General features: G+C 71.4%; 17 protein-coding genes and 1 pseudogene. 13 read left to right on the top strand and 5 right to left on the bottom strand.

Annotated features, from left to right (window positions below):
* Positions 1 to 407: 407 nt before the first annotated feature.
* Together ACGFU7_RS13630 and mycP are read left to right on the top strand one after the other, a co-directional pair.
* A complete protein-coding gene (locus ACGFU7_RS13630; protein WP_393695616.1) occupies positions 408 to 1304 on the top strand; it encodes a hypothetical protein in 897 nt (298 codons plus the stop codon).
* Positions 1301 to 2500: a type VII secretion-associated serine protease mycosin gene (gene mycP / locus ACGFU7_RS13635; RefSeq protein WP_393695325.1), complete on the top strand. Its 1200-nt coding sequence runs from the start codon at positions 1301 to 1303 to the stop codon at positions 2498 to 2500. The genes ACGFU7_RS13630 and mycP overlap by 4 nt, the downstream gene beginning before the upstream one ends.
* A gap of 29 nt (positions 2501 to 2529) precedes the next feature.
* Here the strand turns inward: mycP and ACGFU7_RS13640 are convergent, their stop codons facing one another.
* Positions 2530 to 3441 carry a serine hydrolase gene (locus ACGFU7_RS13640; protein ID WP_393695327.1) on the bottom strand — a complete coding sequence of 304 codons (912 nt, stop codon included), beginning with the start codon at positions 3439 to 3441 and terminating at the stop codon, positions 2530 to 2532.
* 85 nt (positions 3442 to 3526) lie between these two features.
* On the opposite strand from ACGFU7_RS13640, the gene ACGFU7_RS13645 reads away from it, so the two are divergent.
* Positions 3527 to 4255 carry an SseB family protein gene (locus tag ACGFU7_RS13645; RefSeq protein ID WP_393695329.1) on the top strand — a complete coding sequence of 243 codons (729 nt, stop codon included), beginning with the start codon at positions 3527 to 3529 and terminating at the stop codon, positions 4253 to 4255.
* Positions 4256 to 4348: 93 nt separating this feature from the next.
* On the opposite strand, the gene ACGFU7_RS13650 is transcribed toward ACGFU7_RS13645, so the two are convergent.
* The gene (locus ACGFU7_RS13650; RefSeq protein ID WP_362210136.1) at positions 4349 to 4711 is read right to left on the bottom strand and encodes a DUF1844 domain-containing protein; all 363 of its coding nucleotides are present in this window, start codon (positions 4709 to 4711) and stop codon (positions 4349 to 4351) included.
* A gap of 314 nt (positions 4712 to 5025) precedes the next feature.
* Between ACGFU7_RS13650 and infC the strand changes: the two genes are divergently transcribed.
* The 4 genes from infC to ACGFU7_RS13670 all read left to right on the top strand — a co-directional run bounded on the left by infC (position 5026) and on the right by ACGFU7_RS13670 (position 7528).
* Entirely contained in the window at positions 5026 to 5763 is a 738-nt protein-coding gene (gene infC, locus ACGFU7_RS13655; protein ID WP_393695331.1) for a translation initiation factor IF-3, read from the top strand.
* A 121-nt stretch (positions 5764 to 5884) separates the two neighbouring features.
* Positions 5885 to 6079: a 50S ribosomal protein L35 gene (gene rpmI, locus ACGFU7_RS13660; RefSeq protein WP_030918579.1), complete on the top strand. Its 195-nt coding sequence runs from the start codon at positions 5885 to 5887 to the stop codon at positions 6077 to 6079.
* A gap of 106 nt (positions 6080 to 6185) precedes the next feature.
* The gene (gene rplT / locus ACGFU7_RS13665; protein ID WP_277325215.1) at positions 6186 to 6569 is read left to right on the top strand and encodes a 50S ribosomal protein L20; all 384 of its coding nucleotides are present in this window, start codon (positions 6186 to 6188) and stop codon (positions 6567 to 6569) included.
* A 125-nt stretch (positions 6570 to 6694) separates the two neighbouring features.
* Complete coding sequence (locus tag ACGFU7_RS13670; RefSeq protein WP_393695333.1) at positions 6695 to 7528, top strand: TrmH family RNA methyltransferase; 834 nt, start codon at positions 6695 to 6697, stop codon at positions 7526 to 7528.
* A gap of 36 nt (positions 7529 to 7564) precedes the next feature.
* Here ACGFU7_RS13670 and ACGFU7_RS13675 read toward each other — a convergent pair.
* Positions 7565 to 7903 (bottom strand): annotated as a pseudogene (locus tag ACGFU7_RS13675) (helix-turn-helix domain-containing protein); the annotation flags it as partial.
* On the opposite strand from ACGFU7_RS13675, the gene ACGFU7_RS13680 reads away from it, so the two are divergent.
* The 5 genes from ACGFU7_RS13680 to ACGFU7_RS13700 all read left to right on the top strand — a co-directional run bounded on the left by ACGFU7_RS13680 (position 7890) and on the right by ACGFU7_RS13700 (position 15147).
* Positions 7890 to 9053 carry an ATP-binding protein gene (locus ACGFU7_RS13680; RefSeq protein ID WP_393695335.1) on the top strand — a complete coding sequence of 388 codons (1164 nt, stop codon included), beginning with the start codon at positions 7890 to 7892 and terminating at the stop codon, positions 9051 to 9053. The pseudogene ACGFU7_RS13675 and the gene ACGFU7_RS13680 overlap by 14 nt on opposite strands.
* 147 nt (positions 9054 to 9200) lie before the next feature.
* Entirely contained in the window at positions 9201 to 10328 is a 1128-nt protein-coding gene (gene pheS / locus ACGFU7_RS13685) for a phenylalanine--tRNA ligase subunit alpha (protein ID WP_393695337.1), read from the top strand.
* Complete coding sequence (gene pheT, locus ACGFU7_RS13690) at positions 10328 to 12841, top strand: phenylalanine--tRNA ligase subunit beta (protein ID WP_393695339.1); 2514 nt, start codon at positions 10328 to 10330, stop codon at positions 12839 to 12841. The genes pheS and pheT overlap by 1 nt, the downstream gene beginning before the upstream one ends.
* Positions 12842 to 13184: 343 nt before the next feature.
* Positions 13185 to 14534 carry a transcriptional regulator gene (locus tag ACGFU7_RS13695; RefSeq protein ID WP_393695341.1) on the top strand — a complete coding sequence of 450 codons (1350 nt, stop codon included), beginning with the start codon at positions 13185 to 13187 and terminating at the stop codon, positions 14532 to 14534.
* An 82-nt stretch (positions 14535 to 14616) separates the two neighbouring features.
* Positions 14617 to 15147, top strand: coding sequence for an NUDIX domain-containing protein (locus tag ACGFU7_RS13700; protein WP_393695343.1), 531 nt, complete (start codon positions 14617 to 14619; stop codon positions 15145 to 15147).
* Between the two features lie 93 nt (positions 15148 to 15240).
* On the opposite strand, the gene ACGFU7_RS13705 is transcribed toward ACGFU7_RS13700, so the two are convergent.
* On the bottom strand, positions 15241 to 16101 hold the full coding sequence (locus ACGFU7_RS13705; protein WP_393695345.1) for a 3-hydroxybutyryl-CoA dehydrogenase: 861 nt from the start codon (positions 16099 to 16101) through the stop codon (positions 15241 to 15243).
* A 216-nt stretch (positions 16102 to 16317) separates the two neighbouring features.
* Here ACGFU7_RS13705 and ACGFU7_RS13710 point away from each other — a divergent pair, with 216 nt between their 5' ends.
* Positions 16318 to 17583, top strand: a complete 1266-nt coding sequence (locus tag ACGFU7_RS13710; protein ID WP_393695347.1) for a glycoside hydrolase family 10 protein — start codon at positions 16318 to 16320, stop codon at positions 17581 to 17583.
* Between the two features lie 105 nt (positions 17584 to 17688).
* Here ACGFU7_RS13710 and ACGFU7_RS13715 read toward each other — a convergent pair whose 3' ends face one another.
* The gene (locus ACGFU7_RS13715) at positions 17689 to 17898 is read right to left on the bottom strand and encodes a DUF1918 domain-containing protein (RefSeq protein WP_393695349.1); all 210 of its coding nucleotides are present in this window, start codon (positions 17896 to 17898) and stop codon (positions 17689 to 17691) included.
* Between the last annotated feature and the right edge of the window lie 9 nt (positions 17899 to 17907).

Raw genomic sequence — 17907 nt, forward strand, 5'->3', positions numbered from 1 at the left:
GGTACGGAACAGGACCAGGGGGGCGGATGAGTACCGAGGCGCAGCGCGCTCCTGTCCCGCCCCGCCCCACGACCCCACCACCGGCGCCCGCGCGCCCCGTGCAGGCCCCTCCCGCGACCTCCGCGAGGCTGTCCGTTCCGCCACGCCCGAAGACACCACCGCCCGCAGTACCCACGCCGACGTCCGGGCAGGCGGCGCCAGTAGGACCGGCCGCCCCGGTGTCGGCGCCCGCACCCCAGCGGCAGGAGCCGGACCCTCAGCCGGCGCCCGCACCCGAAGTACCGCCCGTGGAGACCACAACGCGGCTCCGGCCCGTGCCCCCGGCTCCCGCCCCCGCCGCGCCCGCCACCACCCCGCCCCGCCCCGGGCAGCCGCCCGCCGCGACCCGGCGGCGGCCCATCGGTGCCGTGGACCTCACCCCGCGCCCGGGAACGATCCCGCCACCGCCCGGGCCGGGGCACGTCCCGTACCCGTACCGGCAGCCGCACCGCCATCCGCTCCCCGAAACACCCGTCGAGACCACCACCCGGCTGCGCCCCATCCGTACCCGCCACCCCGTCAGGACCGCGACCGCCGTGGCCTGCGTCGTGCTCGGGCTCGGACTGATCGGCGGCGCGGCCACCGGCGCCTGGCTCACCAGCGACTCCTCGGCCGACCCCGCCGCCCACAGCGCCTACGTCGTGGGTCGCTCCGCCTGGCACAGCGTCCCCGTGGACACCCTCTTCCCACGCACGCTGGTCGGCGACGGAGCGGGTCCCGGCGGCGCCGACCGGGTCTGGACCCGCGTCGCCGTCGCCCCGGACAGCGGCTGCAAGGCGGCCCTGGACCCGCTGCTGGCCAGGACGCTCGGCCCGGTCGGCTGCGAGCGCATGCTCCGCGCCACCTACACCGACGCCACCAGCAGCAGCGTCACCACGGTCGGGGTGATCTTCACCGAGGGTGACACCGAGGCCATGAGAGCGCTGAGCACCCGTTTCGCCGACCAGCACCTCGACCGGCGCACCGACCTGATGCCCCGTACGTACCCCGTCAAGGGCACGGTCGCCGCCGGGTTCGGCGACCGGCAGCGCGCCAGCTGGACCATCCACGTACTGACCGAGGTGCCCGTCGTCGTGTTCGCCGTCTCCGGGTTCGCCGACGGGCGTACGGTCACCGATCCGCAACCCGTCGACAAGGCGACGGCCGCGAACGCCACCACGGCCGCCGCCCAGGCCGGGCTCGGCCACGAGGCCAAGGGAATCGCCGACCGGATCGAGCGCGGCCTGCACAGGACCATCACCGACCTCACGGAGAAGCCGGAATGAGCCGCCGCACCCGCCGACACCGCCGCGCCCTGGGTGCGGTCTGCGCCGCCACCGCGTTGGCGCTCCTGCCCGCGGCACCGGCCAGGGCCGATGCCATCCGGGACCAGCAGTGGGGCCTTCAGGCGCTCCACACCGATCGGGCCTGGCAGACGACCAAGGGCAAGGGGATCACCGTCGCCGTCGTCGACACCGGTGTCGACGGCAGCCTCCCCGACCTGGCGGGCCAGGTGCTGCCCGGCAAGGACATGATCGGCTTCGGCGCCGGCCGCGGCGACCGCTCCTGGGCCCGGCACGGCACCGCGATGGCCGGGATCATCGCAGGTCACGGCCACGGTGCAGGACGCGGCGACGGCGTGCTGGGCATCGCGCCCGAGGTGAAGATCCTCCCGGTCCGGGTGATCCTCGAAGCCTCCGACCCGGCCCGCGCCAAGGCCCGGGAGTCCCGCGGCACGGCCCTCGCCGACGGCATCCGCTGGGCCGCCGACCACGGCGCCGACGTCATCAACCTCTCGCTCGGCGACGACAGCGAGTCGGCGCACCCCGAATCGGGTGAGGACGCCGCCATCCAGTACGCGCTGAAGAAGGGGGCCGTCGTCGTCGCCTCGTCGGGCAACGGAGGCGAGAAGGGCGACCACATCTCGTACCCCGCCGCCTACCCCGGCGTGATCGCGGTCGCCGCCGTCGACCGGTACGGCACCCATGCCGCGTTCTCCACCCGCCGCTGGTACGCCACCGTCAGCGCCCCCGGAGTCGACATAGTCGTCGCCGCCCCCGACCGTCAGTACTACGTGGAGTGGGGCACCTCCGCCGCCTCCGCGTTCGTCTCGGGCGCGGTCGCTCTGGTCCGCGCCGCACACCCGGGACTGACGCCCGCCCAGATCAAGCAACTGCTCACGGACACGGCCCGCAGCGCCCCGGCATCCGGCCGTGACGACGCCCGGGGGTACGGCATCGTCGATCCCGCCGCGGCGATCAAGGCCGGAGCCGCGCTCCGTCCCGCCGGTCTGCGGGCCGACTCCGCAGAGGCCGGTTACGGAAAGCGGTACTTCGGCCCCGGCCCCACCCCCGAGCACCATGACAGCAGCCCCGCAGGCTGGCTCGCCCCCGCCGCGGGCGGCCTCGGAGCGGTCCTGCTGGCACTGGCCGTGGTGCTGTGGCGCGGCAGGGGCAACAGGCCGGCCACCGTACGGCGCTGAGCGCAGCTCCAGCAACGCTCAGGCCACGCTCACCGTGCGGCGTCGAGGACACCCACCGCCGCCTTCGCCACCGACTCGACGAGCGCGATCCCCGTTTCCTTCGTCCGCTGCCCGCCCGAGAGCACCGCCACCAGGTAGGTGCGGCCGTCCGCCCTCACCTGTCCGATGCTGTTGATGTCCCACAGCCCGGTCGTCGTCCGGGGCATCCAGCCGTTCTTCAGGGCCCAACTGCTGCCCGCCGCCGACACACCCCACTGCTGATCGGCCTCGACCTGCCCCATCAGCTCCTGCAGATACGTACGGGAACCCTCGCGCAGCTCCGATTCCGTACCGAACACCGCCTTGAGCAAAGCCAGTTGATCCGCCGCCGTGGTCCGGGTCAGCCCCCATGCGTGCGCCGCCGCCGTCCCGGTCAGGCCCAGGCGTTCATTGGCCGCGTCGAGTGCTTCCGCTCCGCCGATCGCCCGCAGCAGTGCGGTGGCGGAGGCATTGTCGCTCCGCTCGATCATGGCGGTCGCGTAGCCGCGCTCGCCGGCGGTGAGCGCGCGCTTCTCGTCCTGGGCCCGCAGGAGCAGCGCCGCGAGTATGTCGACCTTGACGATGCTGGCGGTGTCGTACGCCCCGTCGCCGTAGACCGCCCGCGCACCGCTCCCGGTGTCCAGCACCGCGACGGATACCTCCGCGTCACCCACGTCGGCCAGCAGCGGCTCCACCGCCGCGGCCAGCGCCGTGTCGAGATCCACCGTCGGCTCCTCACTCGTCGTTGCCGGGACCGGAGTGGTCCCGGCGGCCGGTACGGACGATACGGACGTCGCGGCGCGGGGAGCGTGATCCGACGACCGGCCGACCAGACAGATGCCACCCGCGGCCGAACCCGTCAGCAGGATCACGGCCGTCACGGATGCGGACAGGGCGGAGCCGCGGAATCTGTTTCGGGACATGCCCGGACGCTAGGAACGGCACCTGAGAACCGGCTGAGTCCGACCTGTCGGCAGGGTAAGAAACCCCAGGCACTACGCTCGCCCTGTGGCGCTGAAGAACATTCCGGACCCCGGTTACTCCGACGACGACGGCATGGCCGACCCGGCCCTGACTGCGGCACTCGCCGCCTGGGCCGAGGACCGGAAGGCCATCGGCCCGGTACTCGAAGCCCTCAAGGGCGCCCGGCTCCTTGTCCCTGTCGTCGCCGTGCTCGGGGAAGTGGAAGAGGACGAGCACGGGCTGCGTCGCGAGAAGACCAGTGACATGGCCGTCCCCACCCTTCAGGCGGGGGACCGCCGTGCCCTGCCCGCCTTCACCTCGACCGCCTCGCTGGCCCGCTGGGATCCGCAGGCCCGCCCCGTCGCCGTACCCCTGCACCAGGCGCTGCAGGCCGCCGCGCATGAGAAGGCGGACACGGTCGTCCTCGATCTCGCCGGGCCGGTCGCATTCGAGCTGACCGGCTCCGCGCTGCTCGCCCTCGCCGAGGGCCGCACCAGCGCCGACCCGCTGGACGACCCCGCGGTCATCTCGGCGGTACGGAACGCGGTCGCCGCCGAGCCCACGGTTCTCCGCGCCCACCTCGGCCCCGGCCGGGCCGACGGCACCCTCGCCCTCGTCCTCGCACCCGATGCGGACCCCGCCGACGCGGCCCGCCGGGTTGCGCAGCGGCTGGCGGCCGACGACGTCCTGCGCGCCCGCCTGGTGCGTGGCCTGGACCTGGCGCTGCTGCCGGCCGATGCGACCACGCCCGGTGAACCCCTGTTCACGCGCTGACTGCCCGCCCCTTCACTACGCGCGTGAGCCCCCGCCCTTCCCGGGCGGGGGCTCACGCGCGTAGTGCTGGTACGCAGGGACAGACGGGCGGGCTCAGCCGAAGACGGGGCCGGTGTACTTCTCGCCGGGGCCCTGGCCGGGCTCGTCCGGTACGAGCGACGCCTCGCGGAACGCCAGCTGCAGGGACTTCAGGCCGTCACGCAGCGGAGCCGCGTGGAAGGAGCTGATCTCGGTGGTGCTGGCGTCCAGCAGGCCGGCCAGCGCATGCACCAGCTTGCGGGCCTCGTCGAGGTCCTTGTGCTCGTCGCCGTCCTCGGTCAGCCCGAGCTTCACGGCGGCGGCGCTCATCAGATTGACCGCGACCGTCACGATCACCTCGACCGCGGGCACCTCCGCGATGTCGCGGGCCATGTCGTCGAAGCCGGGGGAATCACTGGTGGGGGTCGCGTCACTCATGCGCCATACGATAGGCCCACGCCTGCCCGCCCCCGTCCCCGGGAGCTGCGCGAGCGGTTGCCCCCGCACGGGTTCGCACCACCCCGGGGGAGCTGCTAACCTTGTGTAACGACCGGCTGGGCATCTATGTGTCCGGCCCACAAGTGGAGGCTCCGATCTCCCACCTGACCATCCTCCGGGACGGCAGGTCACCGGTCAGGTGGCGCCCATCGTTCCGTACGGACGATGGAGCCGCCCGATGCGCCCCGCGGTTGACCGCGGCGGTGTTCCGGTTTTCCAGGAGCCCCGCCTGTGTCCCGTCCGGGGCATTTTTGATGTGCTGGTGCGGTTGGTCTCAGGAAAACAGACGTTACGTGGCTGTCCGCCAGGCGGCCGCGTGGTGCTACCGAGGAGGATCCATCAGCGCCGAGCCCCGCATCAACGACCGGATTCGCGTTCCCGAGGTGCGACTTGTCGGTCCCAGCGGCGAGCAGGTCGGGATTGTTCCGCTTGCCAAGGCCCTGGAACTCGCACAGGAGTACGACCTCGACCTGGTCGAGGTGGCGGCGACCGCCCGTCCGCCCGTGTGCAAGCTCATGGACTACGGGAAGTTCAAGTACGAGTCGGCCATGAAGGCCCGTGAGGCGCGCAAGAACCAGGCGCACACGGTCATCAAGGAGATGAAGCTCCGGCCGAAGATCGACCCGCACGACTATGACACCAAGAAGGGTCACGTCGTCCGGTTCCTCAAGCAGGGCGACAAGGTCAAGATCACGATCATGTTCCGTGGTCGTGAGCAGTCCCGCCCCGAGCTGGGCTTCCGACTGCTCCAGCGTCTCGCTTCGGACGTGGAGGAACTCGGCTTCATCGAGTCCAACCCGAAGCAGGACGGCCGGAACATGATCATGGTTCTGGGCCCGCACAAGAAGAAGACCGAAGCCATGGCCGAGGCCCGCGAGGCCCAGGCCGCCCGCAAGGCGGAGCGTCAGGGTTCCACCCACGACGCCGAACCTGCGGACGAGGCTGCCGAAGCGCAGCCCGAGGCTCCGGCCGAGACACCTTCCGAGGCGTGACCTCAGGGGGCCGCCATCCAGGCGGCCCTGGGTCCCCCCGGAATTCCCACCAAGATCTGACGCCCCTGCTGTCCGGTGCCCGCACCGCGAGGGGCGCCACTGACGAGGAGAGAACGGCGCGATGCCGAAGAACAAGACGCACAGCGGTGCCAGCAAGCGCTTCAAGATCACCGGCTCCGGCAAGGTGCTCCGCGAGAAGGCCGGCAAGCGCCACCTGCTCGAGCACAAGTCGTCCAAGAAGACCCGCTCGCTGACCGGCACGGTCGTCGTGGCTCCGGCCGACGCCAAGAAGATCAAGAAGCTTCTCGGCAAGTGAGGCCCGGCCCCCGGTGAATCCGGGGGCGCGACCTCTGTCACACCGGGACCAATTCGTTTCCGGGCCGTGTGAGTCCAACCACGGCCCCGCTACAAGGAGTTAAAAAGTGGCACGCGTCAAGCGGGCAGTAAACGCCCACAAGAAGCGCCGGGCAATCCTCGAGGCCGCCAGCGGTTACCGCGGTCAGCGCTCGCGCCTGTACCGCAAGGCCAAGGAGCAGGTCACCCACTCCCTGGTCTACAACTACAACGACCGCAAGAAGCGCAAGGGCGACTTCCGTCAGCTGTGGATCCAGCGCATCAACGCCGCTGCCCGCCAGAACGGCATGACGTACAACCGCCTCATCCAGGGTCTGAAGGCCGCCAACGTCGAGGTGGACCGCAAGATCCTGGCCGAGCTCGCGGTCAACGACGCCAACGCGTTCGCCGCCCTCGTCGAGGTTGCCCAGAAGGCCCTCCCGAGCGACGTCAACGCCCCGAAGGCCGCCTGATCCAGGTCGCACTTCCTGTCTTCTGAGCCGGACCCGCAGGCGCTCGTCGTCTGCGGGTCCGGTGCGTTGCACGACATGTTCCGTACGTTCCTCACCTCCGTACGCAGAGAGGCTCGCCGCCGACCATGGGCACCCCCGAACTGATCTCCCCGCGATCGCCGCGCGTCACCGCCGCCCGGCGGTTGGCCAAGCGCAACTTCCGCGGCAAGGAGCGCAGGTTCATCGCCGAGGGGCCGCAGGCCGTGCGCGAGGCTGCCGAGCACCGAGGCAGCGACGGCGAGGCGACGCTGATCGAGCTGTTCGCCACCGTCGAGGCGGCCGAGCGGTACGCCGACATCGTCGACGCCGCCCATGCGGCCGGCGCCCGGGTGTACCTCGCGGACGGCGATGTGCTCGCCGATGTGTCGCAGACCGTCACCCCGCAGGGCCTGATCGGTGTCTGCCGCTTCCTCGACTCGCCGTTCGACGCCATCCTCGCCGCGAAGCCGAAACTGGTCGCCGTCCTCGCCCACGTACGCGACCCGGGGAACGCCGGTACGGTGCTGCGCTGCGCCGACGCCGCGGGCGCCGACGCCGTCGTGCTCACCGATGCCTCGGTCGACCTCTACAACCCCAAGTCTGTCCGGGCCTCGGTCGGATCGCTCTTCCACCTGCCGGTCGCCGTCGGTGTTCCGGTGGAGCAGGCCGTGCAGGGGCTGAGGGACGCGGGCGTACGGATTCTCGCCGCCGACGGAGCGGGCGACGACGACCTCGATGACGAGCTCGACGCGGGGACCATGGGCGGGCCGACCGCCTGGGTCTTCGGCAACGAGGCATGGGGCCTGCCGGAGGAGACCCGGGCGCTGGCCGACGCCGTCGTGAGGGTGCCGATCCACGGCAAGGCGGAGAGCCTCAATCTGGCCACGGCGGCGGCCGTCTGCCTGTACGCCTCCGCACGGGCCCAGCGCCCCCGCCACTGATCGGCAGCCGCGGTCCTGGCCCGGCACGGCCACCGCGACCAGTACCGCGTCGTCGGGGCGGCGGACGCCGCGGCCGGTCAGCTCGTGGAAGCGGGCGAAACGGTGCCGTCCCGTGTCGCGGTGGCGGTGCAGCGCGGCCGCGGTGTCCGCGATGGATCCGCTGCCGCGCAGGTGCCCGGTGACGGTCTCCAGCAGGCGTGCCGCCTCCGTGGCCGACACTCCGGGCCCGTCGAGACCGCCCAGCACATGGACGGCGGACCGCAGCAGTGCGCCCCCGCAGGGTGTCGCTCCGTCACCGACGACTAGTAGGGTGACGAACTCGGGGGCCCACTGCACCGGTTCGAGAGGTGGGGTACGGGATATGGCTGTCGGCATGAGCAGGCCGCGCGGGACACACGCGGCCGTCGTGCGCGCCTTCGAAGGCCCCGGCGCGGCGGGCGAACCGGCCGAAGGCCCGGATCTCGGACCCGTCGATGCGACCGTCGATCCCGACGACCTCCCCGACGGCCTGGTCATCGCCGACGAGACCGGCCGGGTCATCTGCTTCAACTCCGCGGCGGCCCGGATCACGGCCGTGCCCCGGGCCGCCGCTCTCGGCCGCCCCCTGGAGCACGCACTGCCGCTGGAGGACCTCAAGGGCCGCCGCTGGTGGGCGCTGACCGATCCGTACGGCGGCCTCGCCACCCGGGTCGGCCAGCCCGAGCGCAATCTGCTGCTGCCCGGCGGCCGCGAGGTCCTGGTCTCCGCACGGTACGTACGCGAGCACCCGACCGGTCCCGTACGCCGTCTGGTGATCTCGCTGCGCGGCACCGAGGCCCGCCGCCGCACCGAACGCAGCCACGCCGAGCTGATCGCGACGGTCGCCCATGAGCTGCGTTCCCCGCTGACCTCCGTCAAGGGCTTCACCGCGACCCTCCTCGCCAAGTGGGAACGGTTCACCGACGACCAGAAGCGCCTGATGCTGGAGACCGTCGACGCCGACGCGGGCCGCGTCACCCGGCTCATCGCCGAACTGCTCGACATCTCCCGGATCGACTCCGGCCGGCTGGAGCTGCGACGGCAGCCCGTGGACCTCTCCGCCGCCGTGGAACGCCACATCCAGGCCCTCACCGCGAACGGCCAGACCCCCGACCGCTTCCTCGTCCGCACCTGCCAGCCGCTGCCCGCGGTCTGGGCCGACCCGGACAAGGTCGACCAGGTGCTCGGCAACCTGCTGGAAAACGCGGTGCGCCACGGCGAGGGAACCGTCACCATTGAAGTCGCACCCGCACCCGCGAAGAGCGACGAGAAGGGAACGGCCGTCACCGTGAGCGACGAAGGCCCCGGCATCCCCGAGGAGTCGATGGGCCGTGTCTTCACCCGCTTCTGGCGGGGGAGCAAGCGCGGTGGTACGGGCCTGGGCCTCTACATCGTCAAGGGCATCGTCGAGGCGCACGGCGGTACGATCACGGTCGGCCGCGGCCCCGGCGGCGGTGCGGAATTCCGATTTATTCTGCCCGTGAGCACGCCGGCCTATCTGGTCTGAGCAGCCCACGGGCCTTCTACACATCCTCTGCCCCTTAGACTCGACTTTTGGCACCTTTGCGTCCTCCAGTCGTCGAGCGGGACCACGGGGGTCCGGGGAATGTCCCCCGGTAAACGCAGCATCAGCCAATCGGAAGCACGGGAAGAGATGTCGGCACCGAACAAGTCGTACGACCCAGTCGAGGTCGAGGCACTGAAACCGGAAGAGATCGAGCGCATGCGGGACGAGGCGTTCGCCGCCTTCGCCGCCGCGGGCGACCTCGACGCGCTCGCCCAGGCGAAGACGGCGCACACCGGTGGTACCTCGCCCCTGTCGCTCGCCAACCGGGAGATCGGCGCACTGCCGCCGCAGGCCAAGGCCGAGGCGGGCAAGCGCGTGGGCCAGGCCCGCGGCGCCGTGAGCAAGGCCTTCGCCGCCCGTCAGGCGGAGCTGGAGGCCGAGCGGGACGCCCGCGTGCTGGTCGAGGAGGCGGTGGATGTCACGCTGCCCTACGACCGCACCCCGGCCGGCGCCCGCCACCCGCTGACGACCTTCATGGAGCGCGTCGCGGACGTCTTCGTGGCCATGGGCTACGAGGTCGCGGAGGGCCCCGAGGCCGAGGCGGAGTGGTTCAACTTCGACGCCCTGAACTTCGTGCCCGACCACCCGGCCCGGCAGATGCAGGACACCTTCTTCGTCCAGGGCGCCGACGGTGCCAAGAACGACGAGTCCGGTGTCGTGCTGCGTACGCACACCTCGCCGGTCCAGGCCCGCACCCTGCTCGACCGCGAGCCCCCCGTCTACGTCGTCTGCCCCGGCCGCGTCTACCGCACCGACGAGCTCGACGCGACGCACACCCCGGTCTTCCACCAGATCGAGCTGCTCGCCGTCGACGAGGGCCTCACCATGGCCGACCTCAAGGGCACCCTCGACCACATGGTCCAGGCGCTCTTCGGCCCGGACATGAAGACCCGGCTCCGGCCGAACTTCTTCCCGTTCACCGAGCCGTCCGCCGAGATGGACATGGTCTGCTACGTCTGCCGCGGCGCGTCCGTCGGCAACCCGGACCGCCCCTGCCGCACCTGCGGCAGCGAGGGCTGGATCGAGCTCGGCGGCTGCGGCATGGTCAACCCCAAGGTGCTCATCGCCTGCGGTGTCGACCCCAAGAAGTACAGCGGATTCGCCTTCGGGTTCGGCATCGAGCGGATGCTGATGTTCCGCCACAACGTCGAAGACATGCGAGACATGGTCGAGGGTGACGTCCGGTTCACCCGGCCGTTCGGGATGGAGATCTGATGCGCGTCCCGCTTTCCTGGCTGCGGGAGTACGTCGACCTGCCGGCGACGGAGTCCGGCCGTGACGTACAGGCCAAGCTCGTCGCCGTGGGTCTGGAGGTCGAGACCGTCGAGCAGATCGGTGCCGGCCTCAAGGGCCCGCTGGTCGTCGGACAGGTGCTGACCATCGAGGAGCTGGAGGGCTTCAAGAAGCCCATCCGCTTCTGCACGGTCGACGTCGGCAGCGCCAACGGCACCGGCGAGCCGCAGGAGATCGTCTGCGGAGCCCGTAACTTCTCCGTCGGCGACAAGGTCGTCGTGGTCCTCCCGGGCGCCGTCCTGCCCGGTGACTTCGCGATCGCCGCGCGCAAGACGTACGGCAAGACCTCGCACGGCATGATCTGCTCCACCGACGAGCTCGCCATGGGCGACGACGGCACGCACGGCATCATCGTGCTGCCGCCGGAGCACGAGGCCGGCACCGACGCGATCGAGCTGCTCCAGCTCGTCGACGAGGTCCTCGACATCGCCGTCACGCCGGACCGCGGCTACTGCCTGTCCATGCGCGGCGTCGCCCGCGAGACCGCCATCGCGTACGGGCTGCCGCTGCGCGATCCGGCCCTCCTCGATGTGCCCGCGCCGAATGCGTACGGCTACCCGGTCAAGGTCGCCGACCCGATCGGCTGCGACAAGTTCACCGCGCGCACCGTCGTCGGCCTGCAGCCCGAGGCACGCTCCCCGATCTGGCTGCAGCGCAGGCTGCAGAAGGCCGGGATGCGCCCGATCTCGCTCGCCGTCGACATCACCAACTACGTGATGCTGGAGCTCGGCCAGCCGCTGCACGCCTACGACCGCACCCGCATCGACGGGCCGATCGGGGTGCGCCGGGCCCAGCAGGGCGAGAAGCTCACCACCCTTGACGGCACGGTCCGCGTCCTGGACGCCGAGGACCTGGTCATCACCGACAACCGCGGGCCGATCGGCCTCGCGGGCGTCATGGGCGGAGCCAACACCGAGATCGCGGACATCCAGGAAGGTGCGCACAGCACCACCGAGGTCGTCATCGAGGCCGCGCACTTCGACGCGATCTCGATCGCCCGGACCGCGCGCCGCCACAAGCTGTCCTCCGAGGCGTCCAAGCGCTTCGAGCGCGGCGCCGACCCGCAGGCCGCGGCCGCCGCCGCACAGCGCACCGTCGACCTGCTGGTGCTGCTCGCCGGCGGCACCGCCGAGGCCGGTGTCACCGAGGTCACCGCCCCCTCCGCGCCCCGCACCATCGCGATGCCCGCCAACCACCCCGACCGGGTGGCCGGTGTCGCCTACGGCCGCGAGACCGTCGTACGCCGCCTCCAGCAGGTCGGCTGCGACGTCTACGGGCAGGACGAGCTCCTCGTCACCGTGCCGTCCTGGCGGCCCGACCTGAGCGAGCCGAACGACCTCGCCGAAGAGGTCATCCGGCTTGAGGGGTACGAGAACCTTCCGTCCACCCTGCCGACGCCGCCGTCCGGCCGAGGGCTCACCGACCGTCAGCGGCTGCACCGCAGGATCGGCCGGGCGCTGGCCGGAGCCGGTTATGTCGAGGCGCTGAACTACCCGTTCATCGGCGACGCCGTGCTCGACCAGCTCGGTCTCGACGCCGACGACGCCCGCCGTCGTACGGTCGAGCTCGTCAACCCGCTCTCCGACGAGGAGCCGGCGCTGCGCACCACGCTGCTGCCGGGCCTGCTCGGCGCACTGCGGCGCAACGACGGCCGCGGCAGCCACGACCTCGCGCTCTTCGAGACCGGTCTGGTCTTCAGGCCGACCGGCAGTGAGACGCAGGCCGTGCGGCTGCCCGTCGACCGCCGTCCCACCGACGACGAGATCGCCGGACTGAATGCCGCACTGCCACGTCAGCCGCGCCGCGCCGCGGTCGTGCTCGCGGGCGCCCGCGAGCAGGCCGGCTGGTGGGGCAAGGGCCGCCCGGCCGACTGGGCGGACTCCATCGAGGCCGCCCGGACGATCGCCCGTGAGGCCGGTGTCGAGGTGACCGTCCGGAGCGAACAGCACGCGCCGTGGCACCCGGGCCGCTGCGCCGCGCTGTACGTCACGGTGAACGGCGCGGAGACCCTCTTCGGGCACGCCGGTGAACTGCACCCGCGCGTCATCAAGGAGCTCCACCTGCCGGAGCGCACCTGCGCCATGGAGGTCGAGCTCGACATCCTGGAGCAGGCCGTCGACGGCGCGCTCCAGGCGCCCCGGATCTCCGCCTTCCCGGTGGCGACCCAGGACGTCGCGCTGATCGTCGCCGAGAGCGTCCCCGCCGCCGAGGTGGAGCAGGCGCTTCGTGCGGGCGCGGGTGAACTCCTCGAATCGCTGCGGCTGTTCGACGTCTTCACCGGCGACCAGATCGGTGCGGGCCGCAAGTCCCTGGCGTACGCGCTGCGCTTCCGCGCGGCGGACCGCACGCTGACCGTGGACGAGGCCACGGCCGCCCGCGACGCGGCGGTGTCCCTGGCCGCCGAGCGGACGGGCGCGGTGCTGCGGGGCGCGTAACGCGCCACACATCATGAAGGAGGGGCGTATCCGGCGACCGGATACGCCCCTTCCGTGCTCGCCGAGCGGCACAGAACCGCTCTCGGGCGTTCCCCGCACCGTCCGCGCCGCCACGGAGTGTCGGGCAGGTCGGCGGAAACGGACGGCGCGGGTGCGGGTCGTCGACTGTACGAGGGGGAGCAGACGACCCGGCCGCCTCTTGCGAGACGACTGATTCAACCGATCCGCGCACCGGCGCAACAGAGCGCGCGGCGGGACGGTTCGGGCATTCCGTTCACACCCCGTGTGAATCGTGCTCCACTGGTGCGACACGCCTCGGCGTGCCGAACCACCGGAGGGGCAAATGGGGGCAACGGAGCCCAACATTCTGCTGGCGGCCCTGATCGAGGAGGCGGGCGTCTCCCGGGCGGGCCTTGCCGCGCACATCAACCGGGCAGGCCGCTCCCGCGGACTGTGCCTGCGGTACGAACACACCGCGGTGGCCCGCTGGTTGAAGGGGCAGCGCCCGCGCGGCCAGGTGCCGGACCTGATCTGTGAAGTGCTCGGGAACCGGCTGAACAGGCATCTTTCGCTGGACGACATCGGCATGGCGACCCCGGGCGCCGGCGCGGCCGTGCCCGCATCCACGCTCACCGGATTCGTCGAGCGGGCCACCGCGCTGTGGCGCTCCGACGAACAGCAGCGCCCGCACATACTCGCCTCGGCCGCCGTCACTGGCACCACGGCGGTGATGCCCGTCTGGGAGTGGGAGAACCCGCCCGAGGACGTCGATGTCTCCCGCAGCGGCACGACCCGGGTCGGCATGGCCGACATAGTGACCCTGCGCGCGGCCCGTGCCCACTACGAACTCATGTACCGCAGGGCAGGCGGAATCGCGACCCGTTCCCGCATCGTCGGCTTCCTCAACGCCGAGACCGCCCCGCTGCTGCGTGGCGGCTACAGCGACGCGATGGGGCGCCAACTGCACCGGGCGACGGGCGGGCTGGTGGCGGTCGCGGGCATCTGCGCATACGACTCCGACGCGCACGGGCTCGCCCAGCGCTACTTCCACCAGGCGCTGCGGCTGGCCAAGGCGAGCGGGGACCGGGGGCTCGGCGGCTATGTGATCGCCCTGCTGGTCAACCAGTCGCTGTTCCTCGCCGACTACCGGCAGTCCGTGGCCTTCGCACAGGCGGCGCTACGGGCCTCCGGCCGGCACATCACTCCCGCGCTGGCCGCCGATCTGTACGCGATGCAGGCCAAGGCGTACGCCCACATCGGCGACGCCACAAGCGCCCTGGAGTGCATCCGGCGCGCCGAGTCGGAGGCCGGACGCATCCGGCCGGGCCATGAACCGGACGAGACGGGGTACGTCCAGCCGGGCCTGGTCAATGTGCAGGTGGCCGAGGCCCTGCTCAGCCTCGGCGATCTGCCGGGGGCCAGGGAACACGCGGCGACGGCCGTACGGATCCCGGCGCACGACCGGGGCCGGGTGCACCGGCTGGCCATGCTGACCCATATCGAGCTTCGTCAGGGCGAGGCGGACCGGGCGGCTGCCACGGCCGTGGAGATGGCGGAGCGGGCCAGGGGCATGGAGTCGCAGCGGCTGCGCGACCGGCTGCGCGCGGTGCGCGAGGATCTGGTCGCGAGCGGCTGCGCCGACGCGGGGCGGGCCGCCGAACTGATCGACGGGGCGTTGCGCGTACCGATGTGAGCATGTACGGCTCCGGTACGTTCCCCTCCGGTGCCGCTCCTGCTGCGATGTTGCCACCTACTTGTCGGAAGGTGGCAGAACTGTGCAATGGACGAATCTGAACGAACAAACCGTGTATGAGAACCGCTGGTTCCGGGTCAATCTGGCGGATGTACTCATCCCCGACGGCCGCCATCTCGACCACTACCTCATCCGGCTCCGCCCCGTCGCGGCGGCCACCGTCGTCAACGGGGCCAACGAGGTACTGCTGCTGTGGCGGCACCGGTTCATCACCGACAGCTGGGGCTGGGAACTCGCCGCGGGCGTCGTCGAGGACGGCGAGGACATCGCGGCCGCCGCCGCCCGGGAGATGGAGGAGGAGACCGGCTGGCGCCCCGGCCCGCTGCGCCCGCTGCTGACCGTGGAGCCGTCGAACGGCCTCACCGACGCCCGGCACCACCTCTACTGGTCCGAGGAGGCCACCTGGACCGGCCACCCCAGCGACGACTTCGAGTCCTCGCGCCGCGAGTGGATACCGCTCAAGCTGGTGCCCGACATGATCGCCCGCGGCGAGGTCCCGGCCGCGGGCATGGTGGCCGGGCTGATGATGCTCCATCACTTACGGCTGGGATGAGGCTCCGCTCAAGGCTGGGATGAGGCTCCCGGAACCGAGAACGGGGCCGGCCGGGGGTTTCCCGGCCGGCCCCGTGCGGGCACGAGAGACGGATCAGGAGTACGGGTAGAAGCCCGAGCCCGTCTTGCGGCCGAGCCGGCCCGCGTCCACCATCCGCTGGAGCAGCGGGGGAGCGGCGTACAGCGGCTCCTTGAACTCCGCGTACATCGAGTCGGCGACCGAGGCCACGGTGTCCAGACCGATCAGGTCGGAGAGCTTGAGCGGGCCCATCGGGTGGGCGCAGCCGAGCTCCATGCCGTTGTCGATGTCCTCACGGCTGGCGATCCCCGACTCGAACATCCGGATCGCGGAGAGCAGATACGGAATCAGCAGCGCGTTGACGACGAAGCCGGAGCGGTCCTGGGCGCGGATCGGGTGCTTGTCGAGCACGTCCTGCACCAGGGCCTCGGCGCGCTTCACCGTCTCGTCGGACGTCGTCAGCGCGGGGATCAGCTCGACGAGCTTCTGCACCGGGGCCGGGTTGAAGAAGTGGATGCCGATGACCTGGTCCGGGCGAGAGGTCGCCACGGCCAGCTTCACCAGAGGGATGGAGGAGGTGTTCGAGGCGAGGATCGCGTCCTGCCGGGTCACCACCTGGTCGAGCACCTGGAAGATCTCGGTCTTGACCTGCTCGTTCTCCACGACGGCCTCGATGACGAGATCGCGGTCGGCGAACTCTCCGAGGTCGGTGGTGAAGCTCAGACGAGCCAGTGTCTCGTCGCGCTCCTCCGGAGTGATCTTGCCGCGTTCGGCGGCCTTCGAGAGGGAGTTGTGCAGCCGGGTGCGGCCGATCTCCAGTGCCTCGCCGGTGGTCTCGGCCACCTTGACCTCAAGACCGCTGCGGGCGCACACCTCCGCGATCCCCGCGCCCATCTGGCCACAGCCCACCACTCCGACGCGTGCAATGTCGGCCATAGAGTCCGTCACCTCGTGCCTTTCGCTGTTCTCCGTGTCGCAGGTTCCCGTCTGATTCCGGTGCCCGCCCCGACCCCCCGACGTTACTCCGCGACCTGCGGGTCATCGCGGGCCGGGGCGGGCATGCTCTGTGTTACGCCCGGATACCGGGGCGACGGACGAGGACAGAGAGACGGCAGGTGCAGCGAAATGCGGCAAATGGCCAGAAGAGGCTTTGTGGCTGGTGCGGCCGGAGTGGTCGCAGGGGTGGTGAGCACCATCACCACGGCCGGTGATGCCGTCGCGGTCCCGTCCCGGCAGACCGGCACCGGACCTACGGTCGTAGCGCCGCGCAAGGGCGGTCACCATGTGGAGCGGCGCGAGCTGCGCGGCATGTGGGTCGCCACCGTCGCCAACCTCGACTGGCCCTCGGCGTCCGGTCTGACGGCGGCCGCGCAGGAGGCCGAGCTGATCGCGTACCTCGACGAGGCCGTCGACCGGCGGTTGAACGCCGTGATCCTCCAGGTCCGCCCGACCGCCGACGCACTGTGGCCCTCGCCCTACGAACCGTGGGCCGAGTACCTCACCGGGGTCCAGGGCAAGGACCCCGGCTGGGATCCGCTGGGCACCGCCGTCCGCGAGGCGCACCGGCGCGGCCTCGAACTGCACGCCTGGTTCAACCCGTACCGGGTCGCCAACCACACCGACCCGTCCCGGCTGGTCGCCACCCACCCCGCCAGGCTGCACCCCGACTGGGTCCTGCCGTACGGCGGGAAGCTCTACTACAACCCCGGAATCCCCGAGGTCCGCCGCTTCGTCCAGGACGCGATGCTGGACGCGGTCCGTCGCTACGACATCGACGCCGTGCACTGGGACGACTACTTCTACCCGTACCCGGTGGCCGGGCAGGTCTTCGACGACGACGCCACGTACGCGAAATACGGTGCGGGCTTCCCGGACAAGGCCGCCTGGCGGCGCGACAACACCGACAAGCTGGTACGCGAGACCGCCGAGCGGATCAAGCAGATCAAGAAGAACGTCCAGTTCGGGATCAGCCCGTTCGGTGTGTGGCGCAACGCCGCGACCGACCCGCTCGGCTCCGACACGAAGGCGGGTGTGCAGACCTATGACGATCTGCACGCCGACACCCGCGGCTGGGTCGAGAAGGGCTGGATCGACTACATCTGCCCGCAGATCTACTGGAACATCGGCTTCGCCGCCGCCGACTACGCCAAACTGCTGCCCTGGTGGGACGAGGTCGTACGGGGCACGGGCGTCGATCTGTTCGTGGGCGAGGCGCTCTACAAGGCCGGTGACCCCGCCCAGCCCGCCGCCTGGCAGGACCCGGCCGAACTCTCCCGCCACCTCGACTTCGCCGCCGCCTACGACCAGGTGCGCGGCCACGTCTACTTCTCCGGCAAGGACGTGGTCACGGACCGGATCGGAACCATGGCCCGGGTGGTGGGCGACCACTATCGCAACAGGGTGCGCCCACCCCGCTGACAGAAGAAGCGGAGTGGACGCACCGGGTGTTGTGGGCGGGCTGCCGGGAACCGACCGGCCCGCCCGGGGCCCGGGGTGAAGAGCAGTGCCGTCCGCCGGAGGCCGCTACAGAGTCTCCGGTGCCTGCTTACGGCCTTTGTGCTGTACGACGCTGTCGGGACCGGGCGAAATCAGGTGTTCGTGTCCGTCCTCGGAGCGGACGCGGTACGGGGGAGTGCCCCCGGCCCCGAGCACTTCGAGGATCTCTGCGACCTGGTCGTGCTGTCCCACGGTCCTGCCGTGCGTCAGCAGCCGGTCGCCCGCGTGTGCCTCCATCTGGAGTGA

This window comes from Streptomyces sp. NPDC048473 (assembly GCF_043200155.1).
Taxonomy (GTDB): domain Bacteria; phylum Actinomycetota; class Actinomycetes; order Streptomycetales; family Streptomycetaceae; genus Streptomyces.